General features: G+C 71.1%; 25 protein-coding genes and 1 rRNA gene. 7 read left to right on the forward strand and 19 right to left on the reverse strand.

The genetic code is table 11. The annotated features are described in order from the left end of the window. Nucleotides 1-56 precede the first annotated feature (56 nt). The gene (locus B082_RS0112975) at nt 57-1,325 is read left to right on the forward strand and encodes a choice-of-anchor A family protein (protein WP_018552231.1); all 1,269 of its coding nucleotides are present in this window, start codon (nt 57-59) and stop codon (nt 1,323-1,325) included. A gap of 20 nt (nt 1,326-1,345) precedes the next feature. Here the strand turns inward: B082_RS0112975 and B082_RS0112980 are convergent, their stop codons facing one another. Beyond that, a complete protein-coding gene (locus B082_RS0112980; RefSeq protein WP_018552232.1) occupies nt 1,346-2,260 on the reverse strand; it encodes a hypothetical protein in 915 nt (304 codons plus the stop codon). A 494-nt stretch (nt 2,261-2,754) separates the two neighbouring features. Here B082_RS0112980 and B082_RS39835 point away from each other — a divergent pair, with 494 nt between their 5' ends. Next, nucleotides 2,755-4,248 (forward strand): serine/threonine-protein kinase, encoded by a 1,494-nt coding sequence (locus B082_RS39835; protein ID WP_420707679.1) that lies wholly within the window; start codon nt 2,755-2,757, stop codon nt 4,246-4,248. Here the strand turns inward: B082_RS39835 and B082_RS0112990 are convergent. Then, the gene (locus B082_RS0112990; protein WP_018552233.1) at nt 4,218-5,633 is read right to left on the reverse strand and encodes a helix-turn-helix domain-containing protein; all 1,416 of its coding nucleotides are present in this window, start codon (nt 5,631-5,633) and stop codon (nt 4,218-4,220) included. The genes B082_RS39835 and B082_RS0112990 overlap by 31 nt on opposite strands. A gap of 327 nt (nt 5,634-5,960) precedes the next feature. On the opposite strand from B082_RS0112990, the gene B082_RS0113000 reads away from it, so the two are divergent. Then, entirely contained in the window at nt 5,961-6,671 is a 711-nt protein-coding gene (locus tag B082_RS0113000) for a DUF4232 domain-containing protein (RefSeq protein ID WP_018552235.1), read from the forward strand. Here B082_RS0113000 and B082_RS0113005 read toward each other — a convergent pair. Together B082_RS0113005 and B082_RS0113010 are read right to left on the reverse strand one after the other, a co-directional pair. Further along, on the reverse strand, nt 6,665-7,078 hold the full coding sequence (locus tag B082_RS0113005; protein ID WP_018552236.1) for a DUF3224 domain-containing protein: 414 nt from the start codon (nt 7,076-7,078) through the stop codon (nt 6,665-6,667). The genes B082_RS0113000 and B082_RS0113005 overlap by 7 nt on opposite strands. Before the next feature lie 36 nt (nt 7,079-7,114). Further along, a complete protein-coding gene (locus tag B082_RS0113010; protein ID WP_018552237.1) occupies nt 7,115-7,798 on the reverse strand; it encodes an alpha/beta fold hydrolase in 684 nt (227 codons plus the stop codon). A gap of 131 nt (nt 7,799-7,929) precedes the next feature. Between B082_RS0113010 and B082_RS0113015 the strand changes: the two genes are divergently transcribed. Then, nucleotides 7,930-8,277 (forward strand): hypothetical protein, encoded by a 348-nt coding sequence (locus B082_RS0113015; RefSeq protein ID WP_018552238.1) that lies wholly within the window; start codon nt 7,930-7,932, stop codon nt 8,275-8,277. 11 nt (nt 8,278-8,288) lie between these two features. Here B082_RS0113015 and hemB read toward each other — a convergent pair whose 3' ends face one another. The 6 genes from hemB to B082_RS0113045 form a co-directional block, all read right to left on the reverse strand. After that, on the reverse strand, nt 8,289-9,284 hold the full coding sequence (gene hemB, locus B082_RS0113020) for a porphobilinogen synthase (protein WP_199783794.1): 996 nt from the start codon (nt 9,282-9,284) through the stop codon (nt 8,289-8,291). Nucleotides 9,285-9,409: 125 nt separating this feature from the next. Then, entirely contained in the window at nt 9,410-11,077 is a 1,668-nt protein-coding gene (locus tag B082_RS0113025; RefSeq protein ID WP_026249739.1) for a uroporphyrinogen-III synthase, read from the reverse strand. Beyond that, the gene (hemC, locus tag B082_RS0113030; RefSeq protein WP_018552241.1) at nt 11,074-12,036 is read right to left on the reverse strand and encodes a hydroxymethylbilane synthase; all 963 of its coding nucleotides are present in this window, start codon (nt 12,034-12,036) and stop codon (nt 11,074-11,076) included. Before hemC ends, B082_RS0113025 begins: the two co-directional genes overlap by 4 nt. Then, nucleotides 12,033-13,433: a glutamyl-tRNA reductase gene (locus tag B082_RS0113035; protein ID WP_018552242.1), complete on the reverse strand. Its 1,401-nt coding sequence runs from the start codon at nt 13,431-13,433 to the stop codon at nt 12,033-12,035. The genes hemC and B082_RS0113035 overlap by 4 nt, the downstream gene beginning before the upstream one ends. Beyond that, on the reverse strand, nt 13,430-14,221 hold the full coding sequence (locus B082_RS0113040; protein WP_026249740.1) for a redox-sensing transcriptional repressor Rex: 792 nt from the start codon (nt 14,219-14,221) through the stop codon (nt 13,430-13,432). Before B082_RS0113040 ends, B082_RS0113035 begins: the two co-directional genes overlap by 4 nt. Nucleotides 14,222-14,493: 272 nt before the next feature. Further along, entirely contained in the window at nt 14,494-14,769 is a 276-nt protein-coding gene (locus B082_RS0113045) for a glutaredoxin family protein (protein WP_018552244.1), read from the reverse strand. A 104-nt stretch (nt 14,770-14,873) separates the two neighbouring features. On the opposite strand from B082_RS0113045, the gene B082_RS0113050 reads away from it, so the two are divergent. The 3 genes from B082_RS0113050 (at nt 14,874) to B082_RS0113060 (ending at nt 18,309) form a co-directional block, all read left to right on the forward strand. Continuing rightward, nucleotides 14,874-15,821 carry an HAD family hydrolase gene (locus B082_RS0113050; protein ID WP_018552245.1) on the forward strand — a complete coding sequence of 316 codons (948 nt, stop codon included), beginning with the start codon at nt 14,874-14,876 and terminating at the stop codon, nt 15,819-15,821. Between the two features lie 277 nt (nt 15,822-16,098). After that, entirely contained in the window at nt 16,099-16,875 is a 777-nt protein-coding gene (locus B082_RS0113055; protein ID WP_018552246.1) for an ECF subfamily RNA polymerase sigma factor, BldN family, read from the forward strand. Nucleotides 16,876-17,103: 228 nt separating this feature from the next. Further along, nucleotides 17,104-18,309, forward strand: coding sequence for a DUF5667 domain-containing protein (locus B082_RS0113060; RefSeq protein WP_018552247.1), 1,206 nt, complete (start codon nt 17,104-17,106; stop codon nt 18,307-18,309). A gap of 28 nt (nt 18,310-18,337) precedes the next feature. Here the strand turns inward: B082_RS0113060 and B082_RS0113065 are convergent, their stop codons facing one another. The 9 genes from B082_RS0113065 to rrf form a co-directional block, all read right to left on the reverse strand. After that, entirely contained in the window at nt 18,338-19,378 is a 1,041-nt protein-coding gene (locus tag B082_RS0113065) for a lysophospholipid acyltransferase family protein (RefSeq protein WP_018552248.1), read from the reverse strand. A 15-nt stretch (nt 19,379-19,393) separates the two neighbouring features. Then, nucleotides 19,394-20,455 carry an NAD-dependent epimerase/dehydratase family protein gene (locus B082_RS0113070; RefSeq protein WP_018552249.1) on the reverse strand — a complete coding sequence of 354 codons (1,062 nt, stop codon included), beginning with the start codon at nt 20,453-20,455 and terminating at the stop codon, nt 19,394-19,396. A 158-nt stretch (nt 20,456-20,613) separates the two neighbouring features. Beyond that, entirely contained in the window at nt 20,614-20,712 is a 99-nt protein-coding gene (locus B082_RS37940) for a 30S ribosomal protein bS22 (protein WP_003948845.1), read from the reverse strand. A 110-nt stretch (nt 20,713-20,822) separates the two neighbouring features. Continuing rightward, nucleotides 20,823-21,035: a helix-turn-helix domain-containing protein gene (locus B082_RS0113075; RefSeq protein ID WP_018525026.1), complete on the reverse strand. Its 213-nt coding sequence runs from the start codon at nt 21,033-21,035 to the stop codon at nt 20,823-20,825. A 127-nt stretch (nt 21,036-21,162) separates the two neighbouring features. Continuing rightward, nucleotides 21,163-21,978 carry a phosphatase gene (locus tag B082_RS0113080; protein ID WP_018552250.1) on the reverse strand — a complete coding sequence of 272 codons (816 nt, stop codon included), beginning with the start codon at nt 21,976-21,978 and terminating at the stop codon, nt 21,163-21,165. Nucleotides 21,979-22,071: 93 nt separating this feature from the next. Further along, a complete protein-coding gene (locus tag B082_RS0113085) occupies nt 22,072-23,244 on the reverse strand; it encodes an acetoin utilization protein AcuC (protein ID WP_026249741.1) in 1,173 nt (390 codons plus the stop codon). Next, complete coding sequence (locus tag B082_RS0113090; protein ID WP_037710058.1) at nt 23,213-24,421, reverse strand: MFS transporter; 1,209 nt, start codon at nt 24,419-24,421, stop codon at nt 23,213-23,215. Before B082_RS0113090 ends, B082_RS0113085 begins: the two co-directional genes overlap by 32 nt. Nucleotides 24,422-24,463: 42 nt before the next feature. Next, on the reverse strand, nt 24,464-25,108 hold the full coding sequence (locus B082_RS0113095) for an HAD family hydrolase (RefSeq protein WP_018552253.1): 645 nt from the start codon (nt 25,106-25,108) through the stop codon (nt 24,464-24,466). Between the two features lie 71 nt (nt 25,109-25,179). After that, nucleotides 25,180-25,296 (reverse strand): 5S ribosomal RNA (gene rrf, locus B082_RS0113100). Nucleotides 25,297-25,410 lie beyond the last annotated feature (114 nt).

Consider the following 25,410-nt stretch of genomic DNA (forward strand, 5'->3'; position numbering starts at 1 on the left):
GATGACCGGAGTCGCCACAGAACCTTCATAACTGCTCCGCGGGAGAACCACGCACTATGCGCATACCCACCACTGCCGCCCTCGCGGCGCTCGGCGGTGCCCTCGTCCTCGGGCTCACCGTCGCTCCGGCCGCCCAGGCCACCCCCGCCCCGGCGGACTGCACCACGGACGCCTTCGGGATCGCCGGCAAGTACGGCGAGTTCGTCCTCGGGGACGACGTCCACTCGCCCGACGCGGAGGGCGCGGTGGCCGTCGGCGGCAACGCGGACTTCCGGGGCGGGTTCAGCGTGGCCAACGAGCTGTCGGCCGCCGAGGTCGACGCGCTGCCCGGCCGGGCGTCGCTCGTCGTGCGCGGTGACCTGCTCAACGGCGGTTCCGCGACCGTCGTGATGAAGGGCAACGCGGTGGTCGGCGGCCAGGTGAAGGACCGTGCCGTCGAGCTGCACAACGGCAGCTTCAGCCAGAAGGCCGATCTGATCGACTTCGACGGTGAGTTCGCCAAGCTGCGGTCCTACTCCGCGGCGCTGGCCGGGGAGTCCGCGACGGCGGGCGCCGAGGTGCGGCTCGACGGGGACCGGCTGACGCTGACCGGCACGGACGGCGCCCGCAACGTCTTCTCCGTACCGGCGGACCGGTTGGAGAAGGCGAAGGAGGTCTTCATCAAGGTCCCGGCCGGGGCGACGACGATCGTCAACGTCAGCGGCCGGGAGTACGACATGGCGACGGCCCGCACGACGGGCTTCTTCCTCTCCGGCGGCCAGGACTTCGTCCTGGACGACAAGCTCCAGAGCGCGTCCGGCGGCGCGGTCCGGGCCAAGCTCCTGTGGAACTTCCCGGACGCCACGAAGGTCGTCAAGAACAGTCAGGCCGCCTGGCCGGGCAGCGTGCTCGCGCCCCACGCCCACCTGGAGCTGGGCACGGCCGCGCCGGTCAACGGCTCGGTGTGGGTGGCCTCGCTGCACGGCTCGGGCGGTGCGGAGACGCACCACTTCCCGTTCACGGGCTGCCTGCCCGAGGCCCCTGGAACGGAGACCCCGTCGCCCAGCACGCCCCCGAGCGGTACGCCCGGGACGACCCCCCCGGCGACCGGCACGCCGTCGGCCTCGGTGCCCCCGCCGTCCGGCAGCGCCACCCCGTCCGACACCCCGTCGGGCTCAGCGACACCGGGCGCCCCGGCCCCGTCCGCCAGCCCCTCGCAGCCGGGTGAAGGCGATCTGGCGACGACCGGCAGCAGCAACATGATCCCGATCACCATCGGCGGCGCCGCAGTCGTCGCCGCGGGTGCGGGCCTGGTCGTCATGGCCCGCCGCCGCAAGCGCGCCTGACCCCGGGCGGGACGCGGCCCTCAGGACGACTTCACGAGATCCTTGAGGGCCGCGATCCGGTCGCGGACCCGGGGGCCGTGCGCAACGGCCTGAGGTGCGCCCCCGGCGGGCTCCCGGCAGCCCCGGCACAGCCCGTCCGGCAGCGCGTCGACCGGCCCCGGGACGCCGCACTCCACGCACTCCACCTTGGCCGGATGCGTGACGCCACCGGCCCGCTCCGGGGCGGGGCGGTAGACGGGCGGAAGCTTGTCGCCCAGGCGACGGCGGACGAACCCGAAGGGCGACTCGACCGAGGCGGGCAGCCCGGCGGTGAGCGTACGAACGAAGTAGCCGACGTCCACGCCACGGGCGAACCACTGCTCGGCGAGGGGTTCCAGGGCGGCGCAGTGGGCGTGGGAGAGCGCGAGCCGCGTATCGACACGCCCGAGTTCGGCCAGGGCGAGGTACGCGGTCGAACGCCCGCCCTCCTCCGGATCGGCGACCCGCTGCGCGGGCACGGCGGAAGCGGCCGGAGCCTCCGAGGGCGCGGACTCCGGCGCGGGTGCGGGGGCGGGCGCCGCGACCACGGACTCGGCCTCCGGCGCGACCACCGTCAACGAGCCCAGAAAATCCGCCCACCACTCGTTGTCGTGAGCGGTCCGCGACCAGAACGTCCGGAACACCCACCGCACTTGGCCCTGCCCGTCCACCAAGGCGCACCGCACGCGCCGCAGATGCCCGGCCACGGACAGCGCGGTCATCGCGGAGGCCACGGCCTGCTGCCCGTACAGCGGGATCTGCTTGGCGAGAGCCTTGACGCTCATCACGGCCCCTTCGGGCAGCCGCTCGACGAAGGCGGCGATGTAGCGCTCGCGCAGCGGCAGCGAGGCGAAGTCATCGGGGCGGGCCGGATGTTGACCGGGCACGGCACGCTTGCCGTAGCCGGTCTGGGCCATGGGGCACGGGGTGGGACTAAGGTTCTGAACAACCACGAGATCGGCTCTTTCTGTGGTGGTCGAGCTCTGGCCAGACCCCGGCAAGGCTTGAGAGGCCTCGTCGGGGTCGTTTGATTTCCCGCACCGTAAGCAGTGGCCACGCTGCGTCGCAAGCCGTCACCATTAGTCATACATGCAGACCGTGACGGGTCAGGGAGGTCGGGAGGGTTTCCCCAACCCCGTCTCTACCCACCCATCAAAAGAAGGCGCTCGAACCTCGGGTCCCGCATCTCGAAGCCCGAGTCCCGAGCCTCAAGCCTCGGGCCGCCCACACCCCTCGTACGCTCGAACGAGTGAACCGCCCACCCCGGTCCACGGTCCCGAGACCCGAGCCCCGAGCCCCGGGCGGAGTGACATGATCGAAGCGAGCCGGATCCGAGAGCAGGACACCCACGCAATACACCCACGAGGGGGCCACAGTGCGGGATCAACTCCTTGGAAATCGCTACCGGTTGGTGCGGCGGCTCGGTGAGGGCGGCATGGGTGAGGTCTGGGAGGCGCAGGACGAGAAGCTGGACCGGCGGGTCGCGGTCAAGCTGATCTCGTTACTCGCGGGAGGCGGAAGCCGGGGCAGAGAGGCGCGCGCCCGGTTCCTGCGCGAGGCCCGGCTCACGGCCCGCCTCCAGCACTCGCACATCGTGACCGTCCACGATCTCGGCGAGAGCGGCCCCGAGACCGGCAACGCCCCGTTCCTGGTGATGGAACTGGTCAGGGGCGAAGGGCTGGATGCCAAGCTGGAGCGGGGCGCCATCGACCCGCAGGACGCGGCCCGCTGGGGCGCCGAAATCGGCGAGGCCCTGGCGGAGGCACACGCGGCGGGCGTCCTGCACCGCGACATCAAGCCGTCCAACATCTTCATCACGCACACCGGCACGGTGAAGGTCCTCGACTTCGGCGTAGCACGCGCGGCCGACCCGTACGCCACCGCCGACCGCCTCACCCAGACCGGGTTCATCGTCGGCACGCCCCCGTACATGGCTCCCGAGCAGGCACGCGGCCACCCGGAACCGGGTAGCGACCTCTACGCGCTGGGCTGCCTGCTCTTCGAACTGCTCACCGCCCGCCTGCCGTTCCAGGCCCCCGACAGCATCGGCTACCTGACGGCCCACCTCACCGACGAACCCCCCGCGCCCAGCTCGATCCGGCCGGGCCTCCCCTCCTCCTGGGACACGCTCGTACTGAAGCTCCTCAGCAAGGACCCGTCCGAGCGCCACACCACGGCCGCCGACGCCTCCCGGGCCCTGCGGCGGCTCGCCGCGGCGGCACCCACGAAGGTGCTGCCGCCACCTCGGGACGCACCGCGCAGGCCGCCGCCCACCGCCGCCAAACACACACCCGTGGGCGGGCCCTGGCTGCCGGGCGGGGTCTGGCTATTGACCGTGGTGGCGACAGCCATCCTGGTCTCGGTCAACATCGACGGCCACGGAGACGACGGAGACGCGGCGAGCGGCGCCCTCGTCGTCGGCCTCGCCACGGCCTGGCTCGTCGGCCATTTCGTCGTCATGTCACGGCCGGCATGGCGTACGACCGTGACAAAAGTGACCCGCTTCGCCCTGCCCCTGCTCCTGCTGGCCGTCTACGCCGTGGCGGTCACGAGCAATGCCGAAGACCCCTGGCCTCACGGGCCCTACTGGGTGGCCATGAGCATCTCGACGGCCGCCCTGACGAGCCTTCTGGCGTTCTCCGCCGCTCTGACCGACCGAACCGGGCACGGACTCCGCAGGGCGGGCTACACCCTTGCGGCCCTCAACACCATCGCCGTCCTCGACACCGTCTTCCAGCAGACGGGCATCGCCGTCACGGTCTCCCCGCACATCACCTTCGTCGCCCCGCAACCGGTCTCGGCCGGCGTGGCCGTCCTGGCCGTCGCGGTGTACTGCGTCCGCGAGATCGCGACCCGCCGGGCAGCCCCGGACGCTCAGCGCTTCTCCCAGACCGAGGTGTCGTAGCGGTAGTAGTACTCCGGCCGCCCCGCGATGCTGCTCGTGCGGAACGGCTTGCCGCCGTCGTCGATGCGCAGGGTCCCCTTACGGCCGCCGCTGCTCCACTCCAGCTCCAGGTACCAGCTGACGTCGTGGCCCTCCACATGCGCGTCCAGGTCGAAGACCTCCACATCGCGGGACGAGACCTGGAACGGGAAGTCCTTCGCCGGCACGACCTGGTCGCCCTGGGTGCCCGCCACCGGGGTCAGCGTGGGCCGGTTGCTGTCCAGGTCGATGTCGAAGGACTGCGGCTCGATACCACTTCCGCAGCCCTCGCCCATGGAGAACGCGGGCCGTTGCAGGGGCGCCCGCTGACTCAGTACGCGCACATGCAGGTCGGTCAGGACGACGGCCTCCTGCGAGGTGCCCTGCACGGTCAGCTCCAGCTTCATGGCGCCGCCCTCCACCCCGCCGAGCGAACGCGCCCAGCCCCGGGTGCTGGTGGGCGAGGGCGGAGGCGGCACGGTGCCCGGGTCCTGGGTGAGCAGATAGAACTGCCCGCAGGGCTCCTCCCAGTTGTACGAGCTGATGGTCACGGTCGGCGGGGCCCCGGTGCCGGTCCCGGTGGTGGCCGAGGCGGAGACGGAGGACCGCGCGGTCGGGCCGGCCGCCTCGGTGCTGCTCGCGGATTCACTGGCCTTCGCCGACGCGGAGGCGGACGTCGACGCCGACGGGCTCTGCGGCAACTCGGAGACGGCGTCCGCCCCCTTGCCCTCCTCCGTGCTCCGGCCGCCGGGCATCTCGACGGCGGCGTCCGAGCCGGTCTCCTTGAGCTGCCCGACGACGACGGCGGTGGGCACGGTGAGCGCGACGACCGCCGCTGCGGCGAGCAGCACCCGCGTACGGGCGGAGGCGCGGCGCCAACGCGAGGAGCGCTCGGGGGCGGGGCGTTCGGGGGTGACCTCGGGGGCCGGTTCGGTCGTGTGCGCGGCAGGCGGGGGCTCGACCGGTACCGGAGCTTCTGATTCCGGCACCCGCTCCGATTCCGGTACCGGCACCGGCTGTGCCACCGGCTCCGGTTGTGGCACCGGCTCCGGTTGTGGCACCGGCTCCGGCTCCGCGACGGGCGCGTCCGGCGCGGGGGCGGTGTCCGGCTTCCCCCGCCGCCGGGCCGCGTCGGCGAGGATCCACCGGCGGTGCAGGTCCACGAGTTCGTCGTCCGTGGCCCCGCAGAGACGGGCGAACCGGTCCACGGAGGCGTACTCACTGGGGACCGCGTCCCCGTTGCAGTACCGGTGGAGCGTCGACGTGCTGACGTGCAGCCTTCCCGCCAGCACGCCGTAACTGCGTCCCGAACGGTCCTTCAGTTTCTTCAGCAGGCCCGCGAAATCCTCGGCCTCCGGCGTCGCCACTACGGCGTTCCCCCTCCTGGTCGTCCCGGATCACCGTTCCAGGGACGTGGAATCTGCCCAGGTCACAGTACGCGCAGGCATTCCAGCATCCCCAATGGTGTGGCGGGCGTTGCGGCCGGAATCCGCCGTGCCGCAAGCTCGAACCACACCACAGCGACCGGGGGACCGACGCAGTGCGAACGCTCTTCCGCATCGAGTTGACCGATGCGCTGGCGATCGGAGTGGTGATCGTGACGACAGCGATCGTCCTGCTCCTGATCTGCCACAACTGACCAGAGCTCAGCTCAGCCCGCACCACACACAAGACCACCTACGGGGAGATCCACCATGCGCAGCAACCGCATCCGCACCACCGTTCTCGCGGCCACCGCCCTGCTCGCGGCGCTCTCGCTCACGGCGTGCAACGGGGACGACGTCACCGACACCGGCAAGCCGGCCGCGAGCCCGACGGCGGACCAGGACGGCGGCCGGTCGAAGGAGCCCTCGGCACCGGCCAAGGACTCGACGTCCCCGACCGACACCGAGTCCGAACCGGCCGCCGACGCCAAGCCGAAGGTCCCTACCGCGGACCCGGCTACGAAGACCAAGGCCCCGGCCACCGACAGCAAGCCGAAGACCGCCGTCACCTGCGACGGCTCGAACACGAAGGTCACCGTCACGAAGGTGAGCCGCCCGGTCAACCACCTGCTGCTCACGGCCACCAACACCGGTGACCGCCCCTGCTACGCGTACCACGCGCCGATGCTCCGCTTCGACGGCGCGCAGGCCGTGTTCCAGGTCAACCAGGACAGCAAGCCGCAGGCCGTGGTGACGCTCGACCCGGGCCAGTCGGCGTACGCGGCGATCAGCCTGACCGGCGAGCCGAACGGCTCGAAGCCGTACACGAGCAAGCACCTCGGGGTCATCTTCGCCGACCGGAGCAACGGCCCGGTCAACTCCTCGCCGGCCGAGCTGACGCTGCCCGGCACGACGTACTGGGACGACAACGGCTTCGTCACCTACTGGCAGAGCGAGATGGACGACGCGCTCACCTACTGACCGGCCAGCTCGAATTCGAACCAGACCCGGTGCGTACCGTCCGCGTCCACCGCGAGTCCGCCGCCCCCGCTGATCCCGGCGAGGGCGGCGGTCCCGCTCGACGGCACGATCGTGAAGAACTCGTTCGTACGGTCGCTGCCGCTCGTCGCGGCCGAGTGCACGAAGTTGAACGTGCCCTCCCGCCCGGCGAGCGCCCCCTCGAAGGACTCCATGGCGATGTACGTACCCACGCCCGACTCCTGGTCGAAGGCAGCCGTGAACAAGGTGGTCGACCGCCCCGCGACCTCGCCCTCGAAGACCTTCACGATGGTCGCGACCCCGACGGGCAGCGCGGTGGAGACCTCGGGCTCGGGCTTCAGCTCGGACGGGACGAAGGAGCTGACGGTGAACGTTCCGGAAGCTTTCATGCTTCCGATCGTAGGGACCGGGTCTGACAACAGGCCCTACGACTTGGCAGCCTCGCCCAGGACCCGGGCGAGTTCGCCGGGGCGGGTGGCCATCGGCCAGTGGCCGGAGTCGAGGTCCACGTACTCCACCCGGGTGGCGCGGGCCAGCTCAGGAATCTCACCGGCCGCGATCCACTCCTCGGCCTGGGCCGGGGTGAACTCGGGGCAGACCACCACGACGGGGATGTCGAAGCGGCGCTCGTCGGTCAGCCGCACGACGCCCCTGGCGACGGCCTCGGGGACGGGAACGGCGGCGGCAGCGAAACGGTCCCGGGCCGGCTGGTCCAGGTCAGCGGCGTCCGGACCCTCGAAGGGGTCCCACCCCGGGAAGGGCATGACGCCGCCCTCGATCGCGAAGAAATCGGCGTAGGCCCGCCCGTCGGCGGCCGGGAAGCCGCCGATCAGAGCGACCTTGGCCACCTTGTCCGGCCGTGCGTCACCGGCCATCCAGGCCAGGGTCGATGCGGCGGAGTGCCCCACCACCAGAGGCTTCCCGGGCGCCGCGTCCACCGCGGCGAGCACCGCTGCCAACTGGTCGTCGAGCGTCGCCGAGGCAGCGCCGTCACCCTGCCCCGGCAGCGTGAGCGGCACGGGACGGTGGCCGAGCCGGGTGAGTTCGGGCACGACGTCGTCCCACGCTGATCCGTCGAGCCACAAGCCGCCGATGAGCAGGATGTCCACAGTGGTTCTCCCGGAGAGTCGTCAGAACTGGCTGCCCGCACGCTACCGGGAGGCTCTGACACCGGGGCCGGGACAGCCCTTGGGTACGACAACTCATGCGTTGGGGCGCCACACCTGGTGGAATCGCACGCATGTCCCAAGACCTCGACACGGACGACCGGCCCCGCCACACCTGGGTCGCCACGCTGATCTCCGCGGTCATCACGCTGCCGCTCGCGTTCCTCGCCCTCATCTACACCATGTTCACGCCGATGATCTGCGACTCGTGCTCCGAGGCGGACGGCGACCGGTTCGAGGCGAGCTTCCTCCCGGCCTGGACGGTGTTCTGCTGCGGCCTGGTGCTGGCCCTCGTCGCACTGATCGCGAGCTGGGTATGCCTTGGGCGCAAGCCGGCGGCCGCGATCCTCCTCGCCGTGGCCGCCCCCGTCACCGTCCTGCTGACCTGGCTGCTCTTCATCGGCCTCATCGACTGGCCGTAGGGCCTCCGGCCTCAGCCCCGCAGCCGCTGCGCGACCTCCGTCGCCCAGTACGTGAGGATCATCTGCGCACCCGCCCGGCGGATGCCGGTCAGGCTCTCCAGGATCGCCGCGTCCCGGTCGATCCAGCCCCTCTCCGCCGCGGCCTCGATCATCGCGTACTCGCCGCTGATCTGGTACGCGGCGACCGGCACGTCCGACGCCTCGGCGACCTTCGCCAGGATGTCCAGGTACGGGCCGGCCGGCTTGACCATGACCATGTCCGCGCCCTCTTCGAGGTCGAGCGCCAGCTCGCGCAGCGACTCGCGGACGTTGGCCGGGTCCTGCTGGTAGGTCTTGCGGTCGCCCCTGAGCGAGGAGCCGACGGCCTCGCGGAACGGGCCGTAGAACGCGGAGGAGTACTTCACGGTGTACGCGAGGACCGACACGTCCTCGTGGCCCGTCTGGTCCAGCGCGTCACGGATGACGCCGACCTGGCCGTCCATCATGCCGCTGGGGCCGACCACATGGGCGCCCGCGTCGGCCTGGACCTGGGCCATCTCCGCGTACCGCTCCAGCGTCGCGTCGTTGTCGACACGGCCGTCCTCGGTCAGCACACCGCAGTGGCCGTGGTCGGTGAACTCGTCCAGGCACAGGTCCGACATGACGAGGAGATCGTCGCCGACCTCCTCGCGCACCGCGCGCAGCGCGACCTGGAGGATGCCGTCCGGGTCGGTGCCCGCCGTGCCCCGGCCGTCCTTCTTCTCGTCCAGCGGCACACCGAACAGCATGATCCCCGAGACGCCGGCCGACACCGCGTCCACGGCGGCCTTCCGCAGGGTGTCCAGGGTGTGCTGCTGCACGCCGGGCATGGCCGAGATGGCGACCGGGGCGTCGATGCCCTCGCGCACGAACGCGGGCAGGATCAGGTTCGCCGGGTCGAGCCGTGTCTCGGCGACCATCCGCCGCATCACGGGGGTCGTCCGCAGCCGCCGGGGGCGGGAGCCGGGGAAGTTTCCGTACACAGTCATCCTTCGAGACTAGACCCGTACACATCACGCTCTTGCCGACACCTCTGCCGGGAAAAGCAGCCGGAACACGGCGGGGCCCGGCCGCTTCTTCCCGAAGCGGCCGGGCCCCGCACACAGCTCCGCGGTCAGGTCGTCGTACGACGCCTCCGCGCACCCGGACGCCGCTCGCTCGGCCGGGTCACCGGGTCACCGGCCTCCCGCGCCGCGTCCCGGCGCCGCGCACCGAAATCCGCCAGCGCCTCGGCCAGCTTGTGCACCGAAGGCTCCGGTGACAGGACGTCCACGCGCAGCCCGTGCTCCTCGGCGGTCTTCGCCGTGGCGGGGCCGATACACGCGATGACCGTCACGTTGTGCGGCTTGCCCGCGATGCCGACCAGGTTGCGCACGGTCGAGGACGAGGTGAACAGCACCGCGTCGAACCCGCCGCCCTTGATCGCCTCACGCGTCTCGGCCGGCGGCGGCGAGGCGCGGACCGTGCGGTACGCGGTGACGTCGTCCACCTCCCAGCCCAGCTCGATCAGCCCGGCCACCAGCGTCTCGGTGGCGATGTCGGCGCGCGGCAGGAAGACCCGGTCGATCGGGTCGAAGACCGGGTCGTACGGCGGCCAGTCCTCCAGCAGCCCGGCCGCCGACTGCTCGCCCGAGGGCACCAGATCCGGCTTCACACCGAAGTCGATGAGCGCGGCGGCGGTCTGCTCGCCGACGGCCGCGACCTTGATCCCGGCGAAGGCACGGGCATCGAGCCCGTACTCCTCGAACTTCTCCCGCACCGCCTTCACGGCGTTCACGCTGGTGAAGGCGATCCACTCGTACCGGCCCGTGACCAGGCCCTTGACCGCCCGCTCCATCTGCTGGGGCGTACGCGGCGGCTCGACGGCGATCGTCGGCACCTCGTGCGGCACCGCACCGTAGGAACGCAGCTGGTCGGAGAGCGAGGCCGCCTGCTCCTTCGTACGCGGCACGAGGACCTTCCAGCCGAACATCGGCTTGGACTCGAACCACGAGAGCTGGTCGCGCTGGGCGGCGGAGCTGCGCTCCCCGACCACGGCTATGACCGGCTGGTGCCCCTCGGGCGACGGCAGCACCTTGCCCTGCTTGAAGACCTGGGCGATCGTCCCGAGGGTCGCCGTCCAGGTGCGCTGGCGCGTCGTCGTACCGGCCGCCGTCACGGTCAGCGGGGTGTCGGGCTTGCGGCCCGCCGAGACCAGCTCACCGGCGGCCGAGGCCACCGCGTCGAGCGACGTCGACAGGACGCACGTGGCGTCGCTCGTACCGACCTCGCTCCAGCAGCGGTCGCTCGCCGTACGCGCGTCGATGAACCGCACGTCCGCGCCCTGGGCGTCCCGCAGCGGCACCCCGGCGTACGCGGGCACCCCCACGGCGTTGGCGATGCCCGGGACGACCTCGAAGGGGATACCGGCCGTGGCGCAGGCCAGCATCTCGCCGGCCGCGTTCCCGTCCATGCCGGGGTCCCCGGCGACGGCGCGCACGACCCGCCTGCCGCCCTTCGCGGCCTCCATGACAAGATTGGCCGCGTCCCTGAGAACGGGTACCCCGGCGGCCGTTGACTGCGCGTCAACAACCGCCAGCTCAGGGGTGCTTACCCCTGCCCGCGCATGGCAGCGAACGACGCCGAGAACGTCCGGCTCGGCGACAAGAACGTCCGCGCTCGCCAGCGCCTCGACGGCGCGCAGAGTCAGCAGTCCCGGGTCGCCGGGACCGGCGCCGAGGAAGGTGACGTGCCCTGCGGACAGGACCGGGAAATCGGATGCGGCGGGGCCGGTGGGGCTCACTGTGCTCGCTCCCCCATAAGACCGGCCGCGCCCTTGGCAAGCATCTCGGCCGCGAGTTCGCGACCGATAGCCGCCGCGTCGTCGTGCGACGTGGGAACGGGACCGGTGGTGGACAGCTGCACCAGCGAGGAACCGTCGGTGGAACCGACGACACCGCGCAGGCGCAGTTCGTTGACAGCCTGACCGTCGGCGAGAAGGTCGGCCAGCGCACCCACAGGTGCGGAGCAGCCGGCCTCCAGGGCGGCGAGCAGGGCACGCTCGGCGGTCACGGCGGCCCGGGTGTACGGGTCGTCGAGCTCGGCGAGCGCGGCGGCGAGTTCGGTGCCGGAGGCAGCGCACTCGATCGCCAGTGCTCCCTGACCGGGAGCGGGCAGCACGGTGTCGACCGACAGATGGTCGGTCACCTCACCGCCGCGGCCCAGACGGTTGAGCCCGGCGGCGGCGAGAACCACCGCGTCCAGCTCACCGTCGCGTACGAAACCGATGCGCGTATCGACGTTGCCCCGGATCGGGACGGTCTCGATGTCGAGGCCGTGGCTGCGGGCGTACGCGTTGAGCTGGGCCATGCGGCGCGGCGAACCGGTGCCGATGCGGGAGCCGGACGGCAGCTGCGCGAACGTCAGCCCGTCCCGCGCCACCAGCACGTCACGCGGGTCCTCGCGCACCGGCACGGCCGCCAGGACCAGGCCCTCGGGCTGCGTGGTCGGCAGGTCCTTCAGCGAGTGGACCGCGAAGTCCACCTCGCCGCGCAGCAGCGCGTCGCGCAGCGCGGCGACGAACACGCCGGTCCCGCCGATCTGCGCCAGGTGCTCCCGGGAGATGTCGCCGTAGGTGGTGATCTCCACGAGTTCGACGGCGCGCCCGGTCACCTCGCGGACCGCCTCGGCGACGTGGCCGGACTGCGCCATGGCGAGCTTGCTGCGCCTGGTCCCCAGCCTCAGGGGTGAGTTGTCGGTCATGACCGCCCTCGATTCGGGTCGTTCAGGTCTGCCCGGGAGACGGCGGCGACCGTCTGCGGGTCGAGGTCGAAGAGTTCACGCAGCGCGTCCGCGTACCCGGCGCCGCCGGGCTCGCTGGCGAGCTGCTTGACCCGCACGGTGGGCGCGTGCAGGAGCTTGTCGACCACGCGGCGCACGGTCTGGGTGATCTCGGCGCGCTGCTTCTCGTCCAGGTCGGGGAGGCGTCCGTCCAGCCGTGCGATCTCGTCCGCCACCACGCCTGCGGCCATCGTGCGCAGGGCGACGACGGTCGGGGTGATGTGGGCGGCGCGCTGGGCGGCACCGAAAGCGGCGACCTCGTCGGCCACGATGGTGCGCACCTGGTCCACATCGGCGGCCATCGGGGCGTCGGCGGACGCCTCCGCGAGCGACTCGATGTCGACGAGGCGCACACCGTCGAGGCGGGCGGCGCCCCCGTCGATGTCGCGCGGCATGGCGAGGTCCAGCAGGGCCAGCCGCACCGGCCCGGTGGACTGCGCCGGGATCAGGCCGGACGCCTCGCCCCCGGCGGGTACGCGGTCCGCGCCGAGCGCCCCGGCGACGGCCTCGGCGGTGAGCACGAGGCCGGTGGCGCCGGTGCAGGAGACGACGATGTCGGCACGTGTAAGTTCACCGGGAACCTCGGCCATCTCCACGGCGTGCGCGCGCGTGCCCGTGGAGATGGGCTGGTTCAGGATCTCGGCGAGGCGGTCGGCGCGGGCCCGGGTGCGGTTGGCGACGACGATCTCGGCGACGCCCGTGCGGGCCAGGGTCGCGGCGGCCAGCGAGGACATCGAGCCGGCGCCGATGACCAGGGCGCGCTTGCCCTTGGCCCAGGCGGCGGTGTCGCCGCCGTCGGCGAGCTGTTCCAGGCCGAAGGTGACGAGCGACTGCCCGGCCCGGTCGATCCCGGTCTCGCTGTGGGCGCGCTTGCCGACCCGCAGGGCCTGCTGGAACAGGTCGTTGAGCAGCCGGCCCGCGGTGTGCAGCTCCTGGCCCAGGGCCAGCGCGTCCTTGATCTGGCCGAGGATCTGCCCCTCGCCCACGACCATCGAGTCCAGCCCGCAGGCCACCGAGAAGAGGTGGTGGACGGCCCGGTCCTCGTAGTGCACATAGAGATACGGAGTCAGCTCGTCCAGCCCGACGCCGCTGTGCTGGGCGAGCAGGGTGGACAGCTCGGCGACGCCCGCGTGGAACTTGTCCACGTCGGCGTACAGCTCGATGCGGTTGCAGGTCGCGAGGACGGCGGCCTCGGCCGCGGGCTCGGCGGCCAGGGTGTCCTGGAGCAGCTTGGCCTGGGTGTCGGCGGCCAGCGAGGCCCGCTCCAGTACGGAGACGGGGGCGCTGCGGTGGCTCAGACCCACGAGGAGCAGGCTCATGCCGGCATCACGGCGGGCATGTCCCCGTCGGGTCCCTTCCGGCCGGTGTTCGTGCTGGTGGTGGTGTTGGTGCTGGTGGCGCGCACGGGCGGCGCGGCCGGGTCGGGACCGGCGTCGACGCCTTCCTCACCGGCCTTGCGCTGCTCGTGGAAGGCGAGGATCTGCAACTCGATGGAGAGGTCGACCTTGCGCACGTCGACGCCGTCGGGCACCGAGAGGACGGTCGGGGCGAAGTTCAGGATCGAGGTGACGCCTGCGGCGACGAGCCGGTCGCAGACCTGCTGGGCGGCGCCGGGCGGGGTGGTGATCACACCGATCGAGACGCCGTTCTCGCTGATGATGCGGTCCAGGTCGTCCGCGTGCTGGACGGGGATGCCGGCGACGGGCGTACCCGCCATCGCCGGATCGGCGTCGATCAGCGCGGCGACGCGGAACCCGCGCGAGGCGAAGCCGCCGTAGTTGGCGAGGGCGGCGCCGAGGTTACCGATGCCGACGATCGCGACCGGCCAGTCCTGGGTGAGGCCCAGCTCACGCGAGATCTGGTAGACGAGGTACTCGACGTCGTAGCCGACGCCGCGCGTCCCGTACGAGCCGAGATAGCTGAAGTCCTTGCGCAGCTTCGCGGAGTTGACCCCTGCCGCCGCGGCCAGCTCCTCGGAGGAGACCGTGGGGACCGAGCGCTCGGAGAGCGCGGTCAGCGCGCGGAGATACAACGGAAGTCGGGCGACGGTGGCCTCGGGAATTCCTCGGCTACGGGTCGCCGGTCGGTGATTTCGGCCAGTTGCCACGGTGCTCCTGCGGGATGAGCGGGGCTGCAGGCGGCCGTATGTCCCAGGACCGCCCCGTCGAATGCAGGCTATGTCTTTGTGAACGCGTGCACAAAGATTGTGTCCGGTTTGTCCGGTCAAAGTGACCGGGGTCACGCACATCCGTCGCGCGATCCAGGAACCACGGATCGCATCAGCCCGTTGCAGGCCCGAAGGGGGCAAAGCGGAACACACTCCTCACAGCCACGCCCCCGAGACCACTCAAAACGCCCACGATGGTAACCGGGTTTCACTCAGGAAAGCAGCGCGCTGCGCAGTCTTGCGGGGTCGACCCGCCAGAACGTGTGCTGTTCGTTATCTACGAGCACCACGGGGATCTGCTCCCAGTACTCCCGGTACAGCTCCTCGTCCTGGGTGATGTCCTTCTCCTCCCAGGACGCGCCGGTCTCCTCGCACACCGACCGCACCACCGCGCGGGCGTCGTCACAGAGGTGACAGCCCGGCTTCCCCACCAGGGTCACCACTCGCTCGGCGGGGTTCTTCTTCCTACGACGCAGCAGGGCACTCATGCCTTCATTCTGCGGCCCCTCCCGAGCCGCCGGGACACGAGGAGTTCACCCCACGGCATCACGGCGGGACCGGAAGGGCCGGGCCGACTGGCTATGCTCACCGCATGGCCGCTCTTGGATGGCTCACCCCCCGCAGGCGCTCCGCGACCGCACGCAGCGTGCTGGCAGGCGAAGCGGCGGCGGAGGCCGCACGGAAGTCCTCGCTCGAAGCCGGGTCCGCCGATTCCGCCGAGGAGAAGAAGGGCGCCGAGCCGGAGGAGCCCGAGTTCCCCGTCGTCGGCGACGAACGGGCCGCCGCCTTCTTCGACCTCGACAACACCGTGATGCAGGGCGCCGCGATCTTCCACTTCGGCCGCGGCCTCTACAAGCGCAAGTTCTTCGAACGCCGCGAACTCACCCGGTTCGCCTGGCAGCAGGCCTGGTTCCGGCTGGCCGGCGTCGAGGACCCCGAACACATGCAGGACGCCCGCGACAGCGCCCTGTCCATCGTCAAGGGCCACCGCGTCTCCGAGCTGATGTCGATCGGCGAGGAGATCTACGACGAGTACATGGCCGACCGCATCTGGCCCGGCACCCGCGCCCTCGCCCAGGCCCACCTCGACGCGGGGCAGAAGGTCTGGCTGGTCACCGCCGCCCCGGTGGAGACGGCCACGATCATCGCCCGCCGCCTCGGCCTGACCGGAGCGCTCGGCACGGTCGCCGAATCGGTCGACGGTGTGTACACCGGACGCCTGGTCGGCGAACCCCTGCACGGACCGGCGAAGGCCGAGGCGGTACGCGCGCTGGCGGCGGCGGAGGGCCTGGACCTGGCGCGCTGCGCCGCGTACAGCGACTCCCACAACGACATCCCGATGCTGTCGCTGGTCGGCCACCCGTACGCGATCAACCCGGACAGCAAGCTCCGCAAGCACGCCCGCGCCCTGGACTGGCGGCTGCGCGACTACCGCACGGGCCGCAAGGCGGCCAAGGTCGGCATCCCGGCCGCGGCCGGCGTCGGCGCTCTCGCGGGCGGCACCGCGGCGGCCGTCGCCCTGCACCGCCGCCGCCGCTGACCCCGGCGGACCGCTCTTCGGCACCCTGCCGCCGACCACAACCCGTCGCACCCGCAGACAGATCCGGAAGTAATCCGATCAAGAAGCGATCACTTTGCGCTGCCTGATGCATCGAAAAGTAGGCATGGAAGCGACGTAATCGGTGATTTGAGCAACTGGGTGTAGCACAGCCTGTACGAAGCGTTATTCTCCTCAGACGCATTCCGGACCTGTCACTCACTACGACGAGTGACGGATTCGCACTGCTCGTGATGGAAGCTCTGCCTCTGGGAGTCCCGTGTACCCACACGTCGGGGTTGACGCCTCGGGCCTGGCTACGCTGCGCGCATCGGTCGCCGACCGCCTGCGCGGCTTCGTCCCCACCGCGTACGCCGCACCCGCATTTGCCACCCCTGCACCTGCCGGCCCCTGCTACGCCCTGGCCGAACGCAGTGCGGCGGTCGGAAGACGCGGCAACCGCGGCGCCACGTCCACTACCACCGTCCGACGGCCCACCGCCGACAGCGACAGCGCGCGCATGATGGAGCTCGTCGAGCGCGCCCAGGCCGGCGAGGCCGACGCCTTCGGCCGCCTCTACGACCAGTACAGCGACACCGTCTACCGCTACATCTACTACCGCGTGGGCAGCAAGGCGACGGCGGAGGACCTCACCAGCGAGACCTTCCTGCGCGCCCTGCGCCGCATCTCCACCTTCACCTGGCAGGGCCGCGACTTCGGCGCCTGGCTGGTCACGATCGCTCGCAACCTGGTCGCCGACCACTTCAAATCCAGTCGTTTCCGACTGGAAGTGACCACCGGCGAAATGCTCGATGCCAACGAGGTCGAGCGCAGTCCCGAGGACTCCGTCCTGGAGTCCCTCTCCAACGCCGCGCTGCTCGACGCCGTGCGCAGGCTCAACCCCCAGCAGCAGGAGTGCGTGACCCTGCGCTTCCTCCAAGGCCTCTCGGTCGCCGAGACCGCCCGCGTGATGGGCAAGAACGAGGGCGCGATCAAGACCCTCCAGTACCGGGCCGTCCGCACCCTCGCCCGGCTCCTCCCGGACGATGCCCGCTGACCCCACCTCCCCCGACCGGACCCGCCCCGGCGATATGTTCATCACGCACTGGTCCGATCATCTTTCGTGCGTAACCCAAGTGCCGCGCCACTCGTTGTGCCGGATGCAGGCCCCCTGTCGTCACACCATGTCCGCGGACGCTCACTCGATCGTGTGGAAGCGCTCAAGGTGTGCAACCTTCCGGATTCCCAGGGGAGTCGACCGTCATGACGAGAGGAGGTGCCGCCAGTGATCGCAAACGTTTCGGCACACCGGCGGGCGAACGCCTTCGCCCAGGCCCTGGAGGAGCAGTCGCTCTCCGGGGCGGCGGCCGTACAGCCCGAGGACCCGGCCGAACAGGCCGACCGAGGACCGCTGTTGGCCCTGGCGAACGGCCTCGGTGAGCTACCGAAGCCGCAGATGGACCCCGAGGTCAAAGTGGTGCAGCGAGCCCAGCTCGTCGCCGCCATGGAGGCCATGCTCGCCGAGGGGGGTGCATCCGCGGACCCTACGGTGCCCGAGCAACGGAGCAGGGGCAGCCACCGTGCCTCCCCGCTCCGCAAGCTGCGCCCGAGATCCCGCTGGGGAAAGGGGCTCGCCGCCGGCGGGCTCACGGTCGGTGTGGCCGCGGGAGCCTTCGGCGGAGTGGCCGCTGCCAGCTCCGACGCCCTCCCGGGTGACTCGCTCTACGGCCTGAAGCGCGGGATGGAGGACATCCACCTCGGGCTCACCAACAACGACACCGACCGCGGCGAGATCTACCTCGACCAGGCGTCGACCAGGCTCAGCGAGGCCCGCCGCCTCATGGAGCGCGCCCGCTCGGGCCACCTCGACCACGAGCAGCTCGGCGAGATCAGGCGCACGCTCAACGGCATGACCCACGACGCCACCGAGGGCCACCGCCTCCTCCACGCCGCGTACGAACGGGACGGCGCCCTCGGCCCGATCCAGACCCTGGACAGCTTCTCCCGGTCCCACCGCGAAAGCTGGACCAGCCTCCGCGACCGCCTCCCCGTCCAGCTCACCGACGTCGGCGACCAGGTCAGCTCCGTCTTCGCCGCCATAGACGAAGAAGTCGCGCCGCTCCAGTCCCTGCTCCCCCGCCCCCCGGCGAAGAACGGCGACTCCCAGCGCACCGGCACCACCGGCACCGGCACCGGCACGGACCCGTCCACCGACACCCGCGCCCCGTCGCCGTCCTCGTCCGCCCGCCACGACGACGACGGCGGTACGGACACCAGCTCGTCACCGCGCCCCTCGGACACCGGCAGCAGCCCCGCCGAGGGCCTTCTCGGCGGCGGCACGGGCGGCCTCTTCGACCCGCCCTCCCCCGACGCGACCACCCCGCCGAAGGACACCCCGAGCACGCCCCCGACCCCGGACGTCACGCTGCCGCCGCTGATCCCCGGCCTCATCGGCGGCCTCGGGATCAACGCCGAGGACGACAAGGGCTGACCTCACCCCGCTGGTGCGGCGGCGGCCGTCAGAAGAACACCGACCGCCGCTGCACCAGCAGCTTGTACAGCGTGTGCTGGATCTGCTCCCGCACCTGATCCGTCAGATTGAACATCAGCATCGGGTCCTCGGCCGCCTCCAGCGGATAGCCGTCCGTCGGAATCGGCTCCCCGAACTGGATCGTCCACTTCGTCGGCAACGGCACCGCCCCCAGCGGCCCCAGCCACGGAAACGTCGGCGTGATCGGGAAGTACGGGAAGCCCAGCAGCCGCGCCAGCGTCTTGGAGTTCCCGACCATCGGATAGATCTCCTCCGCGCCCACGATCGAGCACGGCACGATCGGCACCCCGGCCTTCAGCGCCGTCGACACGAAACCGCCCCGCCCGAAGCGCTGGAGCTTGTACCGCTCACCGAACGGCTTGCCGAGCCCCTTGAAGCCCTCCGGCATCACCCCGACGACCTCGCCGTTGCGCAGCAGCCGCTCCGCGTCCTCCGCGCACGCCAGCGTGTGCCCCGCCTTCCGGGCCAGCTCGTTGACCACCGGCAGCATGAAGACCAGGTCCGCCGCGAGCAGCCGCAGATGCCGCCCCGCCGGATGGTGGTCGTGCACCGCGACCTGGAGCATCAGCCCGTCCAGCGGCAGCGCCCCGGAGTGGTTGGACACGATGAGCGCCCCGCCCTCGGCCGGGATGTTCTCGACGCCCTTCACCTCGACCCGGAAGTACTTCTCGTACACCGGCCGCAGCAACGACATCAGGACCTGGTCGGTCAGCTCCTCGTCGTAGCCGAACTCGTCCACGTCGTACTCGCCCGTGACCCGCCGCCGCAGGAAGGCGAGCCCGCCCGCGATCCGCCGGTCCCAGCCGCCCCGCTCCGCGCCCACGGGCCCCGCCCCGGCCTCCCGCGGGCCCTCCTGGGGCTCCCCGGGGGTCGGCGGGGCGTCGGGCTGTCCCGGAAGCGCGCTCACCGACCCGGTGCCGCGTACCGGAGGCCGCCGGCGCGCGGCGCGCGGCAGACCTCCCGACCGCGAACGGTCGTCGTCGAACGGAATGACCTTGGCATCCGCCATCGTCGCTGCGCTCCTCTACCTGGCGCTCGGAGTCGGGTGGGTGTCGCCGCCCCGGTCCACGGCCGCGGCCACCCGGTCCACGGCACGGCCCACCGCCTCGGGCGGCAGCAGCCCCGGCGCCCGGCTGCGCGCGAAGTCCGCGAACGCCTCCGCCGTGGAGTAACGCGGGGCGAACCCCAGCGTCTCGCGCATCTGGACCGTGGAGACCACCCTGCCATGGGTGAGCAGCCGGATCTGCTCCGGCGAGAAGTCCGCCATGCCGACCGACCGCAGCGCCTGCCCGACCCAGGTGACCGCGGGCAGCAGCATCGGCACCGTCGGCCGCCCCAGCCGCCGCGCACACTGCGAGAGCAGCAGCACCCCGTCCCCCGCGATGTTGAACGTGCCGCTGTTCAGCGTCCCGCGCCTCGGCTCGCTCGCCGCGATGCCCAGCACGTCGATGACGTCGTCCTCATGGACGAACTGGAGCCTCGGGTCGTACCCGAAGACCGTCGGAAGCACCGGCAGCGACAGATAGTCCGCGAGCGGCGAATCCGCGTCGGGCCCCAGGATGTTCGCGAACCTCAGCACGCACACGGCCACGTCCGGCCGGCGGCGCGCGAAGCCCCGTACGTACCCCTCGACCTCCGACGCGTCCTTCGCGAAGCCGCCGCCGGGCAGGGACTTGGGCGGGGTCGTCTCGTGGAAGACCGCCGGATCGCGGGGCGCCGACCCGTACACACCGGTACTGGACTTCACCACCAGCCGCTGCACGGCGGGCGCCTTCTGGCAGGCGCCGAGCAGCTGCATGGTGCCGATGACGTTGGTCTCCTTGACCGCCGTACGCCCCTGCGCCCCGAGCGCCATGCCGCTGACGTCCAGATGCACGACGGTGTCCACCGCGTGCTCGGCGAGCACCCGGGCGATGGCGGGCTGGCGGATGTCCGCGCGGACGAAGACGGCGTCGCCCAGCTCGTGCCCCGGCGCGACCGCGTCGACGGCGATCACCCGCTCCACGTCCGGATCACGCTGCACACGCCGCACGAAACGGCCGCCCAGCTGCCGGGCCGCCCCTGTGACGAGCACGACCTTCCCCAAGATCAGCGCCTTCCGTCGGTCTCCCGTGCGAGCGTCACCCCGGCGAGAGGTGAAGTACCCCAGGACGTCACCGTAGCGGGTGGACACCCCCCGCACACAGCACCGCAGCCCTCCCGCCAGGACGGCGGAAGGGCTGCGGATTCACGAACTGCGTTCGCCTACTTCTTGTTGCGACGCTGAACGCGCGTGCGCTTGAGCAGCTTGCGGTGCTTCTTCTTGGCCATCCGCTTACGCCGCTTCTTGATAACAGAGCCCACGACTACCCTCGCTCACTTCTTCTTCACTGGTGCGGGGCGTCTGGGCCCACACGACCTACGTCGGCCTAGCCTACCCGCCACCGCGTGAGGGACGTAATCCGAGGGGAATGTCAGGCAGATGCCACCCCCACGAAGGACTCGCGGAGATACTCGTGAACCGCTTGCTCCGGCACCCGGAAGGACCTGCCCACCCGGATCGCCGGCAGATGACCGCTGTGCACCAGGCGGTACACGGTCATCTTCGACACCCGCATGACCGAGGCGACTTCCGCCACGGTCAGAAATTTGACCTCGTTGAGAGGCCTCTCGCTGTCAGCAGCCATGACTCACCTGTACCTTCCGCACGAGACGCGCACCGGCTTCCCCTCCGGTGGCTCTTCGTCGTTGTGCGCTCACTCCCCAGGTTAGGGGCGGGTGATACGAGTGGGGAAGAGGAGAGACGATCGGCCGCTACTGTGACAGACACGCCCGATTGAGTACATAGCGCGTGAGCGGCAGGTAGTACGCGGACCGCACGGCGTCGTCCAGCGGAACGGCGACCGCCACCCGCCCCTCGGCCTCCCCGACGAACAGCGCCGGATCGTCCGTATCGGCCAGACCGATCGCCTCGATCCCCAGCTGACCTGCCCCGCAGACCCAGCCGTGGTCCCCGACGACCAGTTCCGGCAACGGCCCCCGGCCGGCCGCCGCCGCCTCCAGCGCGACCCTCACCGGCAGCGGCGAATGGGAGTGTGCGCCGGTGCCACCACCGGAAGCCCCCACGCCGGGTTCACACACCAGCGCGACTCCCCGTACGTAGTCGAGGTTGTACGTGCGTACGCCAAACCGAGTCGTTATGTCGATACATCGCCCCTGCGCCGGGGTGAGAACAGGGCATCCCACCGCCGACAAAGCGTCTGCCAGCGCCGCGTAGAAACCGAGCAGACGGTGCGGATGCCCCGTCCCGAAGAGCACCGGCGCCCGCCGCACCGCCGCCTGCGCCAGCCGCGCGGCGAACGCGTCGAGCCCCGCCACCGTCCGCTCCGGGTCGATCACATCGGGACCCGACACATGCGCGGGGTCGTCCGAGACCCCGCACCTGTCCGCCATCAGCCGCAACAGCTCCCGCTCGCCCCAGCCCCGACCGGGGTCGAGGCCGAGCGTCACCCGCGGGTCCCTGGCCGCGAACAGCCGATAACTCCGCAGACTCACCTCACGCGAGGTCGCCACGGGCCCGGCCAGCCGGGCCGCCAGCAGATGCGCACGCAGCGCTCCGGTGCTCAACACCCCACCGATGCTGCCCCACCCGCACCCCTCAGGGACCAAAAGCCGGATTTCGCCCCACAGTCGGCGTAACCCGTACTCACATCCCGTACGGATTCAGGCCAGCATCCCCCGCAACGGGAACGCCGACCGCCGCGTCGCGAGCACCGCCTGGTCCAGCCGGTCCGCCGGGTCGTACCCGTCGTCCCACGACGCCCACGAAGGCGTACGCCCGTCCGTCATCCGTACCGGACCCGGCTGCCGCGTCCGCGCGTACACCTCCTCCCGCCAGGACGACGGGATCACCGACTCCGGGTCCACCGGAGCGTGCGCGGCGATGCCCACCAGATGCGTCCAGGACCGCGGCACCACGTCCACCACCGCGTAACCGCCCCCGCCGAGCGCCACCCACCGCCCGTCGTCCGCGTAGCTGTGCGCCAGGTCGTGACAGGCCGCCATCACGGACCGCTGCGCGTCCAGCGACACCGCGAGATGCGCCAACGGGTCCTCGAAGTGCGTGTCCGCCCCGTGCTGCGTCACCAGCACCTGCGGCCGGAAGTCCGCCAGCAGCTCCGGCACCACCGCGTGGAACGCCCGCAGCCAGCCCGCGTCCCCCGTACCGGCCGGCAGCGCCACATTGACCGCACCGCCCTCACCGGCCCCCGCCCCGGTCTCCTCCGGCCACCCCGTCTGCGGGAACAGCGTCCGGGGGTGCTCGTGCAGGGAGACGGTCAGGACCCTCGGGTCCTCCCAGAAGGCCGTCTGCACACCGTCCCCGTGGTGCACGTCCACATCGACGTACGCGACGCGCTCGGCGCCGAGTTCCAGGAGCCGCGCGATGGCGAGGGCCGGGTCGTTGTAGATGCAGAATCCGGCCGCGCCTCCGGGCATCGCGTGGTGCAGCCCGCCGGTGAAGTTCACCGCGTGCGGGGTCTCGCCCCGCCACACCGCCTCGGCGGCCGCCACGGACTGGCCGGCGATCAGCGCCGACACCTCGTGCATCCCGGCGAACGCCGGATCGTCCACGGTCCCGAGCCCGTACTTCTGGTCCGCCGCGCGGGGATCGGCCGACGCGGCCTTCACGGCCGACACGTAGTCCGGCCGGTGCACGAGCCGCAGCGTGGAGTCCCCGGCCGGCTTGGCCGCCACCAGGTCCACCGCCCGGTCAAGACCGAACGCGCGCACCAGGCCCATCGTCAGGGCAAGCCTGACCGGGTCCATCGGATGACTGTCCCCGAAGTCGTATCCCGTTACTGCGTCATCCCACATCAGCTGTGCGCGGCCGCTCATGCCCGCCACCGTATCGGGCGGGTTCCGTCCCGAACGACTTGGCGTACACGAGCGTCGCGAGCACCAGCACCATCGGCACCAGCATCGCGCCCCGGTAGCTCCAGGCGTCCCCCAGCGCCCCCACGAGCGGCGAGCCGACCAGGAAACCCACGTAGTTGAAGATGTTCAGCCGGGCGATCGCGGTGTCGCTCGCCCCGGGGAACATCCGCCCGGCCGCGGCGAACGTCTGCGGCACGATCACGCACAGCCCGAGCCCCAGCATCGTGAACCCGAGCATCCCCGTCCACGCCCCGCCCGCGACGGCCACCACACCGAACCCGGCCGCCGCCAGCACGGTCCCGGCCCGCACCACGGCCACCGCCCCGAACCGCCTCACTCCGAAGTCCCCGACGGCCCGCCCCAGCAGCGTCGTCACCATGTAGACGTTGTACGGAACGGTCGACAGCTGCTCCGAGCTCCCCAGCACGTCCTGGAGGTACTTCGCGCTCCAGTTGGAGACCGTCGAATCCCCGATGTACGCGAAACACATCACCAGGCAGAGCGGCATCAGCAGCCGGAACGACACCGAAGCGGCCTTCCCGCCCCCGGCGCTCCGCTCCACCCGCTCCTCGCCCTCGCTCCCCTCGACGTACCACCGGCTCCCGGCCAGCGCGACGGGCAGCAGCACCACGACCGCCGGCAGATACGACACCAGCAACGACAGGTCCCAGTGCGCCCCGGCCCACGCCATCGAAGCCCCGGCGATCCCGCCCAGGCTGTAGGCCGCGTGGAACCCCAGCATGATGGAACGTCCGTACGCCCGCTGGAGGCTGACGCCCATCATGTTCATGGAGGCGTCCAGCGCCCCGACGGCCAGCCCGAACGCCCCGAGCGCGACGGCGGCCTCCCACACCTCGCTGCCGGCCCCGACCCCGAGGAGCGCGAGCAGGACGACGGGCTGCGCCCACCGCAGGACCACCCGCGGCCGCACCCGCGCGACCACCTTCTCGGTGAGGACACTGCCCACTCCGGCCAGGATCGGCACGGCGGCGAGGAACACCGGCAGCAGGCCGTCGGATATCCCGTACCGGTCCTGAATGGCGGGAATCCGCGTCACCAGAAGGGCGAAGGTGACCCCCTGCACGAAGAAGCTCAACGCGAGGGACGCCCTGCCGTGCCGCAACCGTGCATCTGTCATGGCCGCGAGCGTAGAGCCAGTTTCTACCCATGGGTAGACACGTCAGGCGAGCAATTCCGGCAGCTGTCCCATGTCGGAGAAGTAGCCGGTCACCCCGGTCAGCCGGTCCGCGGGCATCATCGATGTGAACCCGTACACGTCCATGCCGGCCGCCCGTGCCGCCTCGACCCCGAGCGGGCTGTCCTCGATGACCACGCAGCGCTCGGGCGCGACCCCCATGCGCTCGGCCGCGTGCAGGAAGAGATCGGGCGCCGGCTTCCCCCGGCCCACGTCCTCCGCGCTGAAGATCCACTCTTCCTCGAACCACTGGTCGAGCCCCGTCCTGCGGTGGCTGACCCGGATGCGCTGGTGGCTGCTGGAGGACGCGACACAGTACGGAATGCCGTCCGCGACGAGCTTGCCCAGCAGGTCATCGACCCCGGGCACCGGCTCCAGCTCCTGCTCGAACGCGGCGAAGACCCGCGAGTGGAGCGTGACGTCGAAGTCGTCCGGCAGCTTCGCCCCGGTCCGCTCCTCCACGAGGTCGTGCACCCGGTGGACGGCGGACCCCATGTAGTCCCGCAGGGATTCCTCGTACGAGGTGGGGTGGCCCAGCTCCGTCAGGTAGCCGGCCAGGATGGTGTTGGAGATCGGCTCGCTGTCCACGAGCACACCGTCGTTGTCGAAGATGACAAGTTCGTAGCGCATGGCACGACCTTAAACGTTCAGAACGCAGAAAAGCCCCGTGCCACAAGGGCACGGGGCTCTTCCTAAAAGGAGTTCGGCGGCGTCCTACTCTCCCACAGGGTCCCCCCTGCAGTACCATCGGCGCTGAAAGGCTTAGCTTCCGGGTTCGGAATGTAACCGGGCGTTTCCCTAACGCAATGACCACCGAAACACTATGAAATAAACAACACCGGACAACAACACGGCAGTTCGTTATTTCAGAACCAACACAGTGGACGCGAGCAACTGAGGACAAGCCCTCGGCCTATTAGTACCAGTCAGCT

The organism is Streptomyces sp. ATexAB-D23 (genome assembly GCF_000373645.1).
In the GTDB taxonomy this organism is placed as follows: Bacteria; Actinomycetota; Actinomycetes; order Streptomycetales; family Streptomycetaceae; genus Streptomyces; species Streptomyces castrisilvae.